Source organism: Burkholderia torrens (assembly GCF_984668525.1).
In genome coordinates, this window is sequence record NZ_OZ480212.1 from 318,841 (window position 1) to 334,901 (window position 16,061).

14 protein-coding genes are annotated in these 16,061 nt (G+C 65.0%); 8 read left to right on the forward strand and 6 right to left on the reverse strand.

All coding sequences use genetic code 11. The features are described 5' to 3' along the window. Positions 1-3: 3 nt before the first annotated feature. Both AC5LXX_RS17820 and AC5LXX_RS17825 read left to right on the forward strand, forming a co-directional pair. Complete coding sequence (locus AC5LXX_RS17820; RefSeq protein ID WP_493412482.1) at positions 4-597, forward strand: LysE family translocator; 594 nt, start codon at positions 4-6, stop codon at positions 595-597. A 230-nt stretch (positions 598-827) separates the two neighbouring features. Continuing rightward, complete coding sequence (locus tag AC5LXX_RS17825) at positions 828-1,907, forward strand: purine-nucleoside phosphorylase (RefSeq protein ID WP_493412483.1); 1,080 nt, start codon at positions 828-830, stop codon at positions 1,905-1,907. Between the two features lie 207 nt (positions 1,908-2,114). On the opposite strand, the gene AC5LXX_RS17830 is transcribed toward AC5LXX_RS17825, so the two are convergent. Continuing rightward, the gene (locus AC5LXX_RS17830) at positions 2,115-2,408 is read right to left on the reverse strand and encodes a DUF4148 domain-containing protein (RefSeq protein WP_085043098.1); all 294 of its coding nucleotides are present in this window, start codon (positions 2,406-2,408) and stop codon (positions 2,115-2,117) included. 432 nt (positions 2,409-2,840) lie between these two features. Further along, a complete protein-coding gene (ceoR, locus tag AC5LXX_RS17835; RefSeq protein ID WP_493412484.1) occupies positions 2,841-3,845 on the reverse strand; it encodes a putative multidrug efflux transcriptional regulator CeoR in 1,005 nt (334 codons plus the stop codon). 174 nt (positions 3,846-4,019) lie between these two features. Between ceoR and AC5LXX_RS17840 the strand changes: the two genes are divergently transcribed. Genes AC5LXX_RS17840 through opcM form a run of 4 tightly spaced genes read left to right on the forward strand, consistent with a single transcriptional unit; the run spans position 4,020 to position 10,908 of the window. Then, positions 4,020-4,880 (forward strand): alpha/beta hydrolase, encoded by an 861-nt coding sequence (locus tag AC5LXX_RS17840; protein ID WP_124455548.1) that lies wholly within the window; start codon positions 4,020-4,022, stop codon positions 4,878-4,880. A 33-nt stretch (positions 4,881-4,913) separates the two neighbouring features. After that, on the forward strand, positions 4,914-6,131 hold the full coding sequence (gene ceoA / locus AC5LXX_RS17845; protein WP_124455549.1) for a multidrug efflux RND transporter periplasmic adaptor subunit CeoA: 1,218 nt from the start codon (positions 4,914-4,916) through the stop codon (positions 6,129-6,131). A 45-nt stretch (positions 6,132-6,176) separates the two neighbouring features. After that, a complete protein-coding gene (ceoB, locus tag AC5LXX_RS17850) occupies positions 6,177-9,362 on the forward strand; it encodes a multidrug efflux RND transporter permease subunit CeoB (protein ID WP_493412485.1) in 3,186 nt (1,061 codons plus the stop codon). A 10-nt stretch (positions 9,363-9,372) separates the two neighbouring features. Continuing rightward, positions 9,373-10,908 (forward strand): multidrug efflux transporter outer membrane subunit OpcM, encoded by a 1,536-nt coding sequence (gene opcM, locus AC5LXX_RS17855; protein ID WP_493412486.1) that lies wholly within the window; start codon positions 9,373-9,375, stop codon positions 10,906-10,908. Positions 10,909-11,132: 224 nt separating this feature from the next. Here the strand turns inward: opcM and AC5LXX_RS17860 are convergent, their stop codons facing one another. Then, positions 11,133-11,555: an SDR family NAD(P)-dependent oxidoreductase gene (locus AC5LXX_RS17860; protein WP_493412487.1), complete on the reverse strand. Its 423-nt coding sequence runs from the start codon at positions 11,553-11,555 to the stop codon at positions 11,133-11,135. Positions 11,556-11,780: 225 nt separating this feature from the next. Further along, positions 11,781-12,278, reverse strand: a complete 498-nt coding sequence (locus AC5LXX_RS17865; protein WP_493412488.1) for a GNAT family N-acetyltransferase — start codon at positions 12,276-12,278, stop codon at positions 11,781-11,783. A gap of 320 nt (positions 12,279-12,598) precedes the next feature. Between AC5LXX_RS17865 and AC5LXX_RS17870 the strand changes: the two genes are divergently transcribed. Then, positions 12,599-13,012 carry a hypothetical protein gene (locus AC5LXX_RS17870; RefSeq protein ID WP_493412489.1) on the forward strand — a complete coding sequence of 138 codons (414 nt, stop codon included), beginning with the start codon at positions 12,599-12,601 and terminating at the stop codon, positions 13,010-13,012. A gap of 252 nt (positions 13,013-13,264) precedes the next feature. Here AC5LXX_RS17870 and AC5LXX_RS17875 read toward each other — a convergent pair whose 3' ends face one another. After that, positions 13,265-14,128, reverse strand: coding sequence for a class I SAM-dependent methyltransferase (locus tag AC5LXX_RS17875; RefSeq protein WP_493412490.1), 864 nt, complete (start codon positions 14,126-14,128; stop codon positions 13,265-13,267). 95 nt (positions 14,129-14,223) lie between these two features. After that, positions 14,224-15,117: an NAD(P)/FAD-dependent oxidoreductase gene (locus tag AC5LXX_RS17880; protein WP_493412491.1), complete on the reverse strand. Its 894-nt coding sequence runs from the start codon at positions 15,115-15,117 to the stop codon at positions 14,224-14,226. A gap of 259 nt (positions 15,118-15,376) precedes the next feature. On the opposite strand from AC5LXX_RS17880, the gene AC5LXX_RS17885 reads away from it, so the two are divergent. Continuing rightward, the gene (locus AC5LXX_RS17885) at positions 15,377-16,009 is read left to right on the forward strand and encodes a TetR/AcrR family transcriptional regulator (RefSeq protein ID WP_493412492.1); all 633 of its coding nucleotides are present in this window, start codon (positions 15,377-15,379) and stop codon (positions 16,007-16,009) included. Positions 16,010-16,061: the final 52 nt, after the last annotated feature.

Consider the following 16,061-nt stretch of genomic DNA (forward strand, 5'->3'; position numbering starts at 1 on the left):
CCGGTGAACGACTTCCTGTTCGGGCTGATGATCGCGCTGTCGGTCGGGCCCGTCGCCTTGATGATCGCGAACTACGGCATGCGCGCCGGCACGGCGACCGGCGTGCGCGCGGCAATCGGCGTGGCCGCGGCGGACGGTTGCTATGCGGTCGTCGCGTTCACGATCGGCGCGCTGCTCGCGAGCACGCTCGCGTCGCATCTGTCGCTGTTCCGCGGCGTCGGTGCGCTCGTGTTGCTCGCGATGGGCACGCGGATGCTGTGGCAGGCACTGCGTGACCGTCGGCGCACGCTCGACGGCGACGCACCGCCGCCGCCGGGCGATCGCCCGTTCATTTCGATGTTCTTCGTCACGCTCGCGAACCCGCTGACCATCCTGCTGTTCTACGGCTACGCGACGGCCGCCGCCGGCGCGCACCGGCACTGGCTGCTCGGTGCCGCTTGCGTGTTCGCGGGCAGCCTCGCGGGTCAGCTCGTGTTCGCGTTCGGCGGCAGCGCGATCGGTCGCTTCGTGAAGTCGCCGCGGTGGCTCGCGGCGAGCCACGTGATCGCCGCACTCGTCGTGCTCGGTTACGGCGTCGCGGGGCTGATGCGCGTGTAGTACCGGACGAAACGATCGACGTCGCACGTGGCGGCCAACCCGATAGCATTCCTGATGTTTGCAATGCGGCGGCGAACGCGTGAATTCCATCACGCAACACGCATCCATTCGCACGAAACACCGCTGGCCGTTTCGTAGTCGGGTTCCGCATTGCGTACGCCCGTTCTATACTCCCTCGCGCAGTCTCCGACAGCCGTTCTCACCCAACATCATCGAAACAAGGAACGCCGATGCTGACTCGCTCCATTCTTTCTGCTGCTGCCTTCTCGCTCGCAGCCTGTGCCACTGCGCCTTCGATCGCGCAGGACAACCAGGGCAACAACGCGGGCAACAACGCATTCGCCGAGACCGATGCACAGGGCCGCCCGGTCAAGGTCATGATCATCACGATGTTCGGTCCGGAGGGCCAGGCGTGGCTCGACCGGCTCGGCCCGTGGCGCGACATCACCGTGCCGGGCCTGTCGCCCGACTACCCGGCCGTTCATTGCAACAAGCAGGACGTGTGCGTCGTGACGACCGGCATGGGCTATGCGAACGCGTCGGCGACGATCATGGCGCTCACGTTCTCGCAGCGCTTCGATCTGCGCCGCACGTATTTCCTGATCTCCGGCATCGCGGGCGTCGACCCGGCGCAAGGCACGGTTGGCTCGGCCGCGTGGTCGAAGTACCTCGTCGATTTCAGCCTGCAGTGGGAGCTCGATGCGCGCGAGATTCCGGCCGGCTGGAATACGGGCTTTCTCGGCATCAACACTAAGAGCCCGAACGACAAGCCGCCGCTCGACTATCGCACCGAAGTGTTCCAGCTCAACCCGCAGCTGACCGACGCCGCTGTCGCGCTGTCGCGCAACGTCGTGCTCGCCGACAGCGCGCAGGCACAGGCCGCGCGCGCGAAGTTCACGTATGCGCCGGCGAACCGGCCGCCGACGGTGATCCAGTGCGACACGTCGTCGGGCAACACGTGGTTCTCGGGCACGCTGATCGGCGAGCGCGCGCGCCAGTGGACGAAGATCCTGACCGACGGCAAGGGCACCTACTGCATGACCGCGCAGGAAGACAACGCGACCTATGAGGCGCTCAAGCGTGCGGCGAGCGTGAAGCGGGTCGATCTGTCGCGTGTGGCGGTGCTGCGTACGGGTTCCGATTTCGACCGGCCGTATGCGGGGCAGACGAGCGCCGACAACCTGCTGAACTACGCGGACCAGGGCGGCTTCGCCCCGGCGACCGAAAACCTGTACCGCGCGGGCAATCCGCTGGTGCAGGACATCGTCACGCACTGGGGCGAATGGCGCGACGGCGTGCCGCACCGGTGAAATCCACGCGACGTCTCAGTCGAGGGTCAATGCGAGTGCGGGGCCGAACGGAACGGCGTCCAGACCGGCGTGGTGTCGTCCCAGTGATCGAGCGGCGAAGGAAGTTGGTCGTTCATCATGTACTCCTGCAACTAACTGACTCAACGAGTCGTCGATAGGTGTGTCGCGACGCCGCGCGCGGGCAACCCGCTGCGCGGCGTTGCACGTTTACCGGCCACCGCCGGCGAGCTGGTTGCTTTCCGGCGTGGGGCGATACGGGCCTTGCGCGAGTTCGAGCCCCTGCGGATACGAAGTCGCCTTGCGCAGGTACGCGAGCGTGCCGTCCTTGCGTGCCTGTTCGACTTCCGCACTCACTTCGGCGCGCGTACGCGGGCCGTTGTGTTGCGAGTACCACGACGTGTTGCCGTAGTCGCCGGCGTGCGGCGTGCCTGAATCTGCGAAGGCCGGGGCGGACACGGCGAGCGTGAGAGCGAGTGCGGAGAGAAGATGGCGGCGGTTCATGGCATAACTCCTATGTCGATATGAGTTAGCGCTTCAGCGCTTACTCAGATCCCATGTCGGAGCTGGCGCCTGAGCGCTTACTCCGGTCCCAATAAGGGGGATCTGTTCGATGCGCAACGAGGTGCGCGACAGGGTTTACTCTAGGTATCTGTTCCGTCGCGATAAATGCGGCAGACGCGAATTGATTTGTCGTCGCAAAGGAACAATCGACATCCGCACGGACTGCAGGGTTATGCGGAAATCGCCGGCAGCCCCGCGCAGCGGGGCTCACGCGGCTACGACAGCCACGCGCAGCGGCGCATGCGGGCGATTGCTGCTCGCGGCACAAAGGTTTGCTGCGGAATCGGGAAGGATCGGATGCGCCGCGCGGAGCGGCGGTGCGGAGGCGGGATGACGCGCGGGCCGGGCGGCCCGCGCAGGCAGGTCAGACGATTACGCGACCCACTCGTTGATGACCGGCGTGTCGAGCGCCGGCGCGCGTTCGGCTTCCTCGAACGTGCGCTTGCTGCACGTTGCGTCGAGGCTGCCCTTGCCGCTCAGCAGCGGGCAGCGGTCGAACACTTCGGCGACCCAGTCGACGAACACGCGCACCTTCGGCGACAGATGGCGGCTGTGCGGATAGACGACCGAGATCGGCATCGGCAGCGGCTTGACGCCGGGCAGCACTTCCTTGAGCCGGCCTTCGCGCAGGTGCGGCAGGACCATGAACAGCGGCGGCTGGATCAGGCCGAAGCCTTCGATCCCGCAGGTCACGTACGCATCTGCGTCGTTTACCGACACGATGCCCTCCATCTTCATCTCGACTTCCTTGCCTTCGATCAGGAAGGTCCAGTCGATCGTGCGGCCAGTGCGGCTCGAGAAGTAGTTGACGGCCTTGTGCTGACTCAGGTCGTCGATCGTCTGCGGCTCGCCGTTGCGTTCGAGATAGTCGGGCGACGCGACCGTCACGCATTCGAACAGGCCGACGCGGCGTGCGACGAGCGACGAGTCCTGCAATGCACCGACGCGGATCACGCAGTCGACGCCTTCCTGCAGCAGGTCCACCGGCCGATCGGACAGGCCAAGCTGCAGGTCGATGTCCGGATAGCGCGTATGAAATTCGCACAGCGACGGAATCACGAGCAGCCGCCCGATCGAACCGGGCATGTCGATACGCAACTTTCCGTGCGGCTTCCGGTTATTGGCCTGGAAGCTCGCTTCGGTTTCCTCGACGTCCGCGAGGATCCGCACGCATCGTTCGTAGTAGGCGGCGCCGTCCGGCGTGAGCGACAGCCGGCGCGTGGTCCGGTGCATCAGCCGCACGCCGAGGAAGGCCTCGAGATTCTGGATGATCGTCGTGACGGACGCCCGCGGCAAGCCGAGCGTTTCTGCTGCCTTGGTGAAGCTGCTTGTATCGACGACGCGAGTAAACACCTGCATGGCCTGAAGCCGGTCCATCACAACCTCCGCAATCTAATGAGCCGCCGGAACAACAAGGCTGCGCTACCTCGTGGGTGAACGCAGCCTCGGATTGTTCGGGGGCGTTGAATTGTGTTGCCGGATTATAGGCATTTATCCCAATGTCTGCCGGACCCAGAATTCGTTCCATCTCGAAATGGATGCTGCATCGTCATGGACGCTTCTGAATTCAGCAAATTCCTGAAAGCCACGCTGCCCGCCCAAGCCTTGGCAGGCGCGGCGCTGACGGTCGCCGAAGTGGAAATTCCCGGCTACGCGCAGGACATCGTGCTGCGCCTCTACCGCCGCCCGGACAAGACCGGGTTGCCTGTAGTGCTTTATTTCCACGGCGGCGGCTTCGTCCGCGGTTCGCTCGAAGACGCGGATTTCGCTGCGCGTTTTTTAGCAGAACGCTTACCAGCGCTCGTAGTGTCGGTCGAATATTCGCTCGCGCCGGCCTTTCCTTTTCCGGCTGCGCCGGAGGATGCGTATCGCGCGGCCGTCTGGGCGGCGACGCGCGCGCGTGCATTCGGCGGCAACCCGAAGAAGATCGGGGTCGCGGGCCACGATGCGGGCGGCCAGCTCGCGAACTGCCTTGCCTTCATCGCCCGTGACCGCGGCGAAGTGTCGATCGCCGCGCAGGCGTTGTTCGGGCCGATGCTCGATCCGAGCATGACGCGCATCGGCGACGCCGAGCGTCTCGCGTCCGACATCACCGCGCGCGAATGCGCGGCCTGCTATCGCGCGTATCTGCCGCAGGCGGCGCAGCGCATGCATCCGTATGCGGCGCCGCTCGAATCGGTGCGCCTCGCGGGGCTGCCGCCGACGCTCGTCGTCACCGCGCAGAACGACGTGCTGCACGTCGAAGCGGAGAAATATGCGAGCTGCCTGATCTCGTCGGGCGTGCTCACGCAGGTGATCCGCTATCCGGACATCACGCACGCCGCGCTCGCCACGCACGAAGCCGCATTCGAGGAAGCCGTGCGCTTCTTCCAGTGCCGCTTCCAGGCGCGCCAGCCGAACCGTTCCGAATAACCAAAAACCAATCCACGTTTACTGGAGATCCACATGGCCATCCTACGCACCTCCCGCTCGCGAATCGCCACCGCGGCGATCGTGACGCTCGCCGTCGTCGGCCTCGGCACGTTCGGCGCCATGCGCGTCAACGCGAACGCGCCCGAGAAAGCGGCGGCACCGCTGCCCGAAGTCGACGTCGCGACCGTCGTGCCGCAGACCGTGACCGACTGGCAAAGTTATTCGGGCCGCCTCGAAGCGGTCGAGAAAGTCGACGTGCGCCCGCAGGTATCGGGCACGATCGTCGCCGTGAACTTCAAGGACGGCGCGCTCGTGAAGAAGGGCGACGTGCTGTTCGTGATCGACCCGCGCCCGTACCAGGCCGAAACCGATCGCGCGGCCGCGCAGCTTGCCGCCGCCCAGGCGCGCAACGGCTATGCGCAGACCGACTGGCAGCGCGCGCAGCGGCTGATCGGCGACAACGCGATCGCGAAGCGCGACTACGACGAGAAGCAGAACGCGGCGCGCGAGGCGGCGGCGAACCTGAAGGCCGCCGAGGCCGCGCTGGAAACGGCGCGCATCAATCTCGGCTATACGCGGATCACCGCGCCGGTGTCGGGCCGCGTGTCGCGCGCGGAAATCACGCTCGGCAACGTCGTGTCGGCCGGCGCGTCGGCCGCGCCGCTGACGACGCTGGTCTCGGTGTCGCCGATCTACGCATCGTTCGACGCTGACGAACAGACCTACCTGCAATACATCAACGGTGCGCGCAACGGCCGCAAGGTGCCGGTCGAGCTCGGGCTCGCGAACGAAACCGGCTACTCGCGCAGCGGCGAGATCGATTCGGTCGACAACCGGCTCGACACGTCGTCCGGCACGATCCGCGTGCGCGCCCGCTTCGACAATGCGGACGGCGCGCTGGTCCCGGGCCTGTATGCACGCGTGAAGGTGGGCGGCAGCGCGCCGCACGAGGCATTGCTTGTCGACGACGCCGCGATCAACACCGACCAGGACAAGAAGTTCGTGTTCGTCGTCGACCAGCAAGGCCGCGTGTCGTACCGCGAGGTGCAGCAGGGGCTGCAGCACGGCAACCGCCGCGTGATCGTGAGCGGGCTGACGGCCGGCGATCGCGTGATCGTGAACGGCACGCAGCGCGTGCGCCCCGGCGAGCAGGTGAAGCCGCACATGGTCCCGATGACGGGCGGCGATGCGCCGTCCGCGCCGCTCGCGAACAACGCGAAGCCGGCTGCACCGGCGAAGGCGGATTCGTAAGCGGCCCGCCGCTTCGCATCCGCGTTCAACCAGACAGAGCCACACATGAACATTTCCAAATTCTTTATCGACCGGCCGATCTTTGCAGGAGTCCTATCGGTGATCATCCTGCTCGGCGGGGTGATCGCGATGTTCCTGCTGCCGATTTCGGAATATCCGGAAGTCGTGCCGCCTTCCGTGATCGTGAAGGCGCAGTACCCGGGCGCGAACCCGAAAGTGATTGCCGAGACAGTCGCGTCGCCGCTTGAAGAGCAGATCAACGGCGTCGAGGACATGCTCTACATGCAGTCGCAGGCGAACAGCGACGGCAACATGACGATCACCGTCACGTTCAAGCTCGGCACCGATCCGGACAAGGCCACGCAGCTCGTGCAGAACCGCGTGAACCAGGCGCTGCCGCGCCTGCCGGAAGACGTGCAGCGGCTCGGCATCACGACGGTGAAGAGCTCGCCGACGCTGACGATGGTGGTCCACCTGATCTCGCCGGACAACCGCTACGACATGACCTACCTGCGCAACTACGCGCTGATCAACGTGAAGGACCGCCTGTCGCGGATCCAGGGCGTCGGCCAGGTGCAGCTGTGGGGTTCGGGCGACTACGCGATGCGCGTGTGGCTCGATCCGCAGAAGGTCGCGCAGCGCGGGCTGTCGGCCGAGGACGTCGTGCAGGCGATCCGCGAGCAGAACGTGCAGGTCGCGGCCGGCGTGATCGGCGCGTCGCCGTCGCTGCCCGGTACGCCGCTGCAGCTGTCGGTGAACGCGCGCGGCCGCCTGCAGACGGAAGACGAATTCGGCGACATCGTCGTGAAGACCACGCCGGACGGCGGCGTCACGCACCTGCGCGACATCGCGCGGATCGAGCTCGACGCATCCGAATACGGGCTGCGCTCGCTGCTCGACAACAAGCCAGCCGTCGCGATGGCGATCAACCAGTCGCCGGGCGCGAACTCGCTGCAGATCTCGGACGAAGTGCGCAAGACCATGGCCGAGCTGAAGCAGGACATGCCGGCGGGCGTCGACTACAAGATCGTCTATGACCCGACGCAGTTCGTGCGCTCGTCGATCAAGGCCGTCGTGCACACGCTGCTCGAAGCGATCGCGCTGGTCGTGATCGTCGTGATCGTGTTCCTGCAGACCTGGCGCGCGTCGCTGATTCCGCTGATCGCGGTGCCGGTGTCGATCATCGGCACGTTCTCGCTGCTGCTGGCGTTCGGGTATTCGATCAACGCGTTGTCATTGTTCGGGATGGTGCTCGCGATCGGGATCGTGGTCGACGATGCGATCGTCGTGGTCGAGAACGTCGAGCGGAACATCGAGGGCGGGATGAACGCGCGGCAGGCGACCTACAAGGCGATGCAGGAAGTGAGCGGGCCGATCATCGCGATCGCGCTGACGCTCGTCGCCGTGTTCGTGCCGCTCGCGTTCATGTCGGGCCTGACCGGCCAGTTCTACAAGCAGTTCGCGATGACCATCGCGATCTCGACGGTGATCTCGGCGTTCAACTCGCTGACGCTGTCGCCGGCGCTGTCCGCGATCCTGCTGAAGGGCCATGGTGACAAGGAAGACTGGCTCACGCGCGTGATGAACCGCGTGCTCGGCGGCTTCTTCCGCGGCTTCAACAAGGTGTTCCACCGCGGCGCGGAGAACTACGGCCGCGGCGTGCGCGGCGTGCTGTCGCGCAAGACGCTGATGCTCGGCGTGTATCTCGTGCTGGTGGGCGCGACCGTGCTCGTGTCGAAGGTCGTGCCGGGCGGCTTCGTGCCCGCGCAGGACAAGGAATACCTGATCGCGTTCGCGCAGCTGCCGAACGGTGCATCGCTCGACCGCACCGAGAAGGTGATTCGCGACATGGGCTCGATCGCGCTGAAGCAGCCGGGCGTCGAGAGCGCCGTCGCGTTCCCGGGGCTGTCGGTGAACGGCTTCACCAACAGCTCGAGCGCGGGCATCGTGTTCGTCACGCTGAAGCCGTTCTCGGAGCGGCATGGCAAGGCACTGTCGGCGGGCGCGATCGCCGGTGCGCTGAACCAGCAGTACGGCGCGATGAAGGATTCGTTCGTCGCGGTGTTCCCGCCGCCGCCGGTGCTGGGCCTCGGTACGCTCGGCGGGTTCAAGATGCAGATCGAGGATCGCGGCGCGGTCGGTTACGCGAAGCTGTCGGATGCGACCAACGATTTCATCAAGCGCGCGCAGCAGGCGCCTGAACTCGGCCCGCTGTTCACGAGCTACCAGATCAACGTGCCGCAGCTGAACGTCGATCTCGACCGCGTGAAGGCGAAGCAGCTCGGCGTGCCGGTGACCGACGTGTTCAACACGATGCAGGTGTATCTCGGTTCGCTGTACGTGAACGATTTCAACCGCTTCGGGCGCGTGTACCAGGTGCGCGTGCAGGCCGATGCGCCGTTCCGCCAGCGTGCGGACGACATCCTGCAGCTGAAGACCCGCAACGACAAGGGCGAGATGGTGCCGCTGTCGTCGCTCGTCACGGTGACGCCGACGTTCGGCCCGGAAATGGTCGTGCGCTACAACGGCTATACGGCGGCCGACATCAACGGCGGCCCGGCGCCGGGCTTCTCGTCGGGGCAGGCGCAGGCCGCGATCGAACGCATCGCGCATGAAACGCTGCCGCGCGGCGTGCGGTTCGAATGGACCGACCTCACGTACCAGCAGATTCTTGCGGGCGATTCGGCGATGTACGTGTTCCCGATCAGCGTGCTGCTCGTGTTCCTCGTGCTCGCGGCGCTGTATGAAAGCCTGACGCTGCCGCTCGCGGTGATCCTGATCGTGCCGATGAGCATTCTGTCGGCGCTGACGGGCGTGTGGCTCACGCAGGGCGACAACAACATCTTCACGCAGATCGGCTTGATGGTGCTGGTGGGGCTGTCGGCGAAGAACGCGATCCTGATCGTCGAATTCGCGCGCGAGCTCGAACACGACGGCAGGACGCCGCTCGAGGCCGCGATCGAGGCGAGCCGGCTGCGGCTGCGCCCGATCCTGATGACGTCGATCGCGTTCATCATGGGTGTCGTGCCGCTCGTCACGTCGACCGGTGCCGGTTCGGAGATGCGTCATGCGATGGGTGTCGCGGTGTTCTTCGGGATGCTGGGCGTGACGCTGTTCGGGCTGATGCTGACGCCGGTGTTCTACGTCGTGCTGCGAACGCTCGCAGGCGGCAAGATCCACGTCGCCGGCAAGGATTCGGCAGGTTACGGCGTGCCGGCTCCCGATGCTTGAGGACAACAAAATGAACAATTTGTACAACACGAACGGCCTGATGCGCTTCGCGAAGGTGGCCGCCGCGAGCACCCTGCTCGCGACGCTGCTCGCCGCGTGCGCGGTAGGCCCCGACTACAAGCGACCGGATGCCGCGGCGCCCGCCGCGTTCAAGGAAGCGCCGACGCTCGCCGCCGGCGAACAGGCCGGCACGTGGAAGACGGCCGAGCCGGCGGACGGCGAACATCGCGGCGAATGGTGGAAGGTGTTCGGCGACCCGGTGCTCGATTCACTCGAGACGCAGGCGCTCGCCGCGAACCAGAACCTGAAGGCCGCGGCCGCGCGGGTCGAGGAAGCGCGTGCAGCGACGCGTTCGGCGCGTTCGCAATGGTTCCCGCAGGTCGGTGCCGGGTTCGGGCCGACGCGTGAAGGGCTGTCGTCGGCGTCGCAGTTCCAGCCGCAGGGCACGGGCCCGACCAACGCGACGCTGTGGCGCGCGCAAGGCACGGTGTCGTACGAAGCCGACCTGTTCGGCCGCGTCGGCCGCAACGTCGAGGCGTCGCGTGCCGACCAGGCGCAGAGCGAAGCGTTGTTCCGTTCGGTGCAACTCGCGCTGCAGGCGGACGTCGCGCAGAACTACTTCGAACTGCGCCAGCTCGATTCGGACCAGGACCTGTACCGCCGCACGGTGGAGCTGCGCGAGCAGGCATTGAAGCTCGTGCAGCGCCGCTTCAACGAAGGTGACATCAGCGAGCTCGACGTGTCGCGCGCGAAGAACGAACTGGCCAGCGCGCAGGCCGACGCGGTCGGCGTCGCGCGCCGCCGCGCGGCATCCGAGCATGCGCTTGCGATCCTGCTCGGCAAGGCGCCGGCGGATTTCGGGTTCAAGGAAACGCCGATCGTGCCGGTCGCGGTGAAGATCCCGCCGGGCCTGCCGTCCGCGCTGCTCGAACGGCGTCCGGACGTGTCGGCGGCCGAGCGTGCGATGGCGGCCGCGAACGCGCGGATCGGCCTCGCGAAGTCCGCGTACTTCCCGAAGCTCGATATCACGGGCGCGTTCGGGTATGAGGCGTCGACGCTCGGCAACCTGTTCCTGTGGTCGAGCCGCACGTTCCTGCTCGGGCCGTTCGCCGGCACCGCGCTGACGCTGCCGCTGTTCGACGGCGGGCGCCGTGCGGCCGGCGTGCAGCAGGCGCGCGCGCAGTACGACGAGCAGGTCGCGAACTACCGGCAGCAGGTGCTCGTCGCGTTCCGCGAGGTCGAGGACAATCTCTCCGACCTGCGCCTGCTCGACGACCAGATCCGCGCGCAGGATGCGGCCGTCAACGCATCGCGACGGGCGGCGACGCTGTCGCGCACGCAGTACCAGGAAGGCGAAGTTGCCTATCTCGACGTGATCGACAGCGAGCGCTCGGTGCTGCAGTCGCAATTGCAGGCGAACCAGTTGACGGGTGCTCAGGCGGTATCGACCGTCAACCTGATCCGCGCGCTCGGCGGCGGGTGGGGCGCGGCGCCGACGGCCGTCGGCGATGCGGCTGCTGTCAAGGCGGAGGTCGCGGCGCGGTGAGGCGTTAATGGCGGGCGATTCGTCGCTCGCCGGCCGTGAAGCGAAAAAACCGGCATGCAGGCGCAGGTCTGCATGCCGGTTTCTTTTATGAGTTATCGAGAATTTTCCGGGAGGAGCGATCGGTGATCGACGGCTGATTCAACCGGGCGATGCAACACACTCCGGGATTCGAGAAGCTGCTGACGCGGTCGTCGTATGCGGGTCGTGTCGACGACATTCGAATCTCAAACCTGGCCGATACCACCGTCGGCCATCAGATCCGCGCCCGTCACATAGGAACTCTGGTCGGACGCAAGGAACAACGCTGCGTTGGCGATCTCCTCCGCGCGTGCGAGCCGGCCGAGCGGAACCATGCTCCGATACATGTTCACCAGTTCCTCCCGACCCATCGTCTGCGCGTCCAGGATCGGCGTGTCGGTTACGCCGGGGCTCAGCATGTTGACGCGAATGCCGCGATCCTTGAACTCCGCCGCCCAGGTTCGGGCATAGGAACGCAGGGCCGCCTTGGTTGCCGCATAGGCCGTATGGCCCGGAATGCCCATGACATGCATGGCTGAAGAAACCAGGACGATTGAACCACCCCGCGTCATCATCGGCAGTTGTTTCTGCACGAGAAAGACGGGGCCGCGAGCCATGAGGTTGATCACGATCCTCGATCAATTCATCAACGAGGTCAGAGACGTTAGCCTGGTCTGGCCGAGACGTCGATTTGTGCCGGCGCGAGTGCGTCGCGTGACGGAGTTTTTTGCCAAAGCGCTTCCGCAGCGCATTTAGGTGAGTGGATCAAACTCGCTTGCCGATTTACGGTGGTATCGGAGCGAGTCGGTCATGACGCAGTATGCGTGCTTGACGTCCGACACCGATGATCGAACTCACTGTCCAATTGAGCGCTGCATGACGATCAGATCGCCGGTAAATTCCGGACTGCTTGCGCGTCGAATCTCCTCGAAGCCTTCGCGTTGCCAGAATGCAGATGCACGAGGATTGGTTGAAACGACTGCGAGTTGTATGGCGCGATAGCCGCACTCGCTTGCCATTTCGATCAACAGCCTTAAAGCTGCCTTTCCATAGCCTCGACCCTGATTCGCTTCGGTGAGAAGCATCAGGCCAATCCATATGCAGTCGTCCGTTGGATACGAACGGATCACGTCCGCGCAGCCAATCATCTCCCGTTCGACAAAGAATCCGCAGACTGATTTTTGTGCTGCTTCCGTGCCCGCTGGCTTGCCGAAGAAGAAATCATCGAGGTCTTCAGGTGAGGGCGATCGGCCTGCAACGAGTTCCGTGTACGAAGCTGCTTCAGTGAAGATACGCAAGACGTTTGCGCGGTCGCTGGCGGATTCGCTGACAAGTGGGCGCGCTGTGAGCATCGGGTACTCGAGCGAAATGGACAATTCGATTCTAAGCCGGCTCATTCGGCAGTAGTGCATTGCACCTTCGCCGCGAACGTCCGCTGGGAGGAAAGTCGAGTGGCATCTTCAGGGCGCCTGCCGTCGACTTCGCGCGCAAGCGCCTCGTTCGACGCGCGTCGCGGACGAGCCCACGCCGATAGACGTGAGAGTTGAATTCCGGTCTCTGTCTGCGCAGCTGCCGTCTGTTCGTGGAGTAGTATTTCCCCATGTCGTTATTGCCCGGACTCGACGGGGCACAGCGGACCCATCCGCGATGACGGCGTTGATGGGAACACATCATGTCAACCGAGTGGAAGCATCGCGTCAGACTGTTTGTCCAGCGTTTCTGGCAGCCGACCAGTGCGTGCATGACGTGCATGCCGGGGAGCTGGGGAAATATCGCGAGCCTTGCCCACTGGACCATCGCATTTCATACGGGTCTGCTGACCGGACTCCTGGCCGTACTTTTGACTTTCACACCTGTGGGGAAGCTCTACGCGCATCGATACGGCAATGCGCTGGTCGTTGGTGTCCTAACAGCGTTGGGCGATGCATATTCACATACGAGTCACTACCGTATCCCGTATGTCGAGCACATCTTGACGGGTGCAATTTCAGGTCTCTTGACGCTTGCGGCCTCATATCTCCTCGAAGACCGCGCGCGACGACTTCGCGCGGTGTGGGCTCGGGTTTCCGGACAGCTTATCCGCTGACTTTTCGAGCAAGGTGTCGATAAGTGACCACGCCGGGCGCCGGCTACAGCCGAACGCATTGGGCGGCATCCGGCCACAAACTGCAGGTCACATGCGCCGCCGGCAGGCCGCTCAGGCGTCGGCTCTGCTTCGCAACCGGCCATCTGGTTGTTGCAAGACGAGCGCTCGTTCAGCGGCCAGCAGGGACATCAATCTGAGCGGCCAACGACGCCCAGCTCCATCAAGCGAAGGCGTCTCCCCTGTCAATCCCCGTCAGCTTGCCGGATTTCGTGCCATGACGACCCACGCCGCGCCGTTGATCAACACCGGCCCCTCGCCGGGGAGGCTCGCGAAGGCGGCACGAACTGCGGCTGCGGCACGGGCGCGGATGTCGTCGGGCTGACCAGCGAGCGCACGCGACAGCGGGCCGACCTCAAGCGTCATCCTCACTGCGTCGGCGATCGCGGCGTCCCGCGTTTCGCCCTCGCCGAATGGGACGGCCGCGTCGAAGGGCGAGATAACGATTTCGGTGAAACCGGCCGCCGTCAGGATGCGCGCCACGTGCTCCCGGTCGCCGAACGAAAACGGGCCGGGCGCTTCGGGATCGGGCAGCGCGCTCGGCGGGACGATGTCCTTGAGCGCGCCCACCGGCAGTCGCATCCAATCGTTCTCGGCCGCACCGCGCCAGCAGACGAAAGCGACCCGGCCGCCCGGCCGGAGCGCGCGTCGCATATGGGCGAACGCCGCTGTCGGATCGGGGAAAAACATCACGCCGAAGCGCGAGAACAGAATGTCGAACGCGCCTTCGGGCAGCTCTGCGCTGCTGGCGTCGGCCACCTGAAACAGGGCTGGCGTATCGTGGCGCGCAAGCGCGCGCGCTCGATCGATCAGCGGTTCGGATATGTCCACGCCCAGCACTTGGCCCCCCGCGCCGACGCGAGCGGCCAGAGCCAGACTCGACGCACCCGCGCCGCAGCCGATGTCCAGCACGCGCTCACCCGTCGCGGGCGCGGCGGCTTCGATCGCGGCCTGGCCGAACACCGCCACCAGAGCGTCGAGCCGGGCCTGGTTGGCGACCCAGCGCTCCCCGCTTTGACCATTCCAGTCACCCACCTGATCAGCACTCTGCTTTGCCATGTCATCTCCTTGACTCGACGATCCGCCTTTCGCCGCGTCGATCTACGCCAACCTTTTCGAAGGCGACGACGCAACGAGAGCAGGGATCTGTGCTCTCAAACCACCATCGACTGCTGGGCGAAGATACCCGCCATGGCGCCCTGCGATGAAGCCTGGGTGACCGAGGGCAAGAAGGGCGTGGCGAGGTCGCCAGCGGCGTAGATGCCGGGCATGCTGGTTTGGCGGCGCTCGTCGACTTTGAGGACGATGCCGGTGGGCGTATCGACCGTGACGAGGCCCAGTGATTCATGCAGGCGTGCGGACGGCTTGTTGCGCGGCTGGGCGAACAGGACGTCGACCGCGACATTGCGGCCGGTATCGAGATTGACGGTGGCGATATGGCCGTTGTGATGGGCGATCTCGACGATCCGGCCATCGGCGACAGGTATGTTGCGACGCGCCAGATCGGCCTGGATGTCGGGCGCAATGTCATGACCATCGGCGAAGACAGTCAACTTGTCAGTCCAATCGCGGAACAGCCTGGCAGACTGGTGCGACTGCGGGCTGGACCAGACGAGGCCCCAACGCTGGCCGGCGACCTCAAAGCCGTCGCAATAGGGGCAGGGCACGATGGACGTGCCCCAGCTTTCGGCAAAGCCCGGAACATCAGGCATCTGGTCGGCGACACCATAGCTCAGGATCACGCGGCGCGCGCTCAGGCTTTCGTGATCGTCAGTGACGACGCAGAAGTCGTCGATGGCGCCCGACACGCTCTCGGCCCGGGCATCGACGAGGCTGATCGTTGGATAGCGCGCCAGTTGCTGCCGCGCCTCGACCAGGATGTCCAGCGGCGGCTTGTGATCGTGGCCGAGCAGGCCATGCGAGTGGCCGGCAAAGCGGTTACGCGGCCGGCCGGTATCGAGAACGGTGACCTTGCGGCGGGCACGGCCGAGCTGCAGCGCGGCGGCGAGGCCGGCAAAGCTGCCGCCGATGATGATGACGTCATTCATGGTGATGGGCTCCGTGTTGTGGATGGAAGGTTGGGCTGAGCGTGGTGTGCAACCTCGTCCGGCGATACGCGTTTGAGACGGTCAGCGAGCACGTCTTCGACATTGGCAAGAAAGTTGCCCATGGCTGTCTTGACCAGCCCGACAATGCCGCTCGATATCGCCGGACGGCCCGGGGGAAACCTGCCCTTGGCTTGCATATTACGATACTGAATGGTATCGTAATGCGTGAATTTGAATACTGTCAAGTACTGGAATTGTCGTGACCGAAAATAGCCAGGGCCGGCGCGGTCGGCCCGCCAACGAAGCGCTTCGCCAAACGATCGTCGACGCCGCCTGCGAACTCTTTGTGGAATTGGGTTTTCAAGCGACGACCATGGACAAGGTCGCGCAGCGGGCGAAGATATCCAAGCTCAGCATCTATCGGCACTTCGAGAACAAGGAGGCGCTGTTCAGCGCGGCCATGGTGGCCCACTGCCATCAATTTGCACCCCAGGCCCTTTCTGAAAGCGTCGACGGTTCGGCCGAAGCTCAGCTCATGGCGGTGGGATCATCCCTGCTTCGCACGCTTTTGAGCCCGGACGTCCGCAGTGTCGAAGCCATGGTTTTGGCCGACAAGACGAATCAAAAGTCGTTGAGCAAGCTCCATTACGAAGCCGGGGCCGCCCATGTCATCGCCCAAATCGAGGCCGTGTTGCGTCAGTTGCACGCGAAGGCGATTCTGAACGTACCCGATGCTCGCCGATCCGCCCGCTTGTTTGCCGCGCTTTTCAAAGGATCCGATCTTCTGCTCATCGCACGCTTCGATGAGGCGAGAGCAGAGGACGACAACGAAATCGAATCCTATTGCCGGTCGGCCGTCGCCATGTTCGTCGCCGCGCACGGTGGCATCTAAAGGTGCGCTATCGCGGCTTGATGAAGAACCCGCAGAATTGCACACGCTGTTC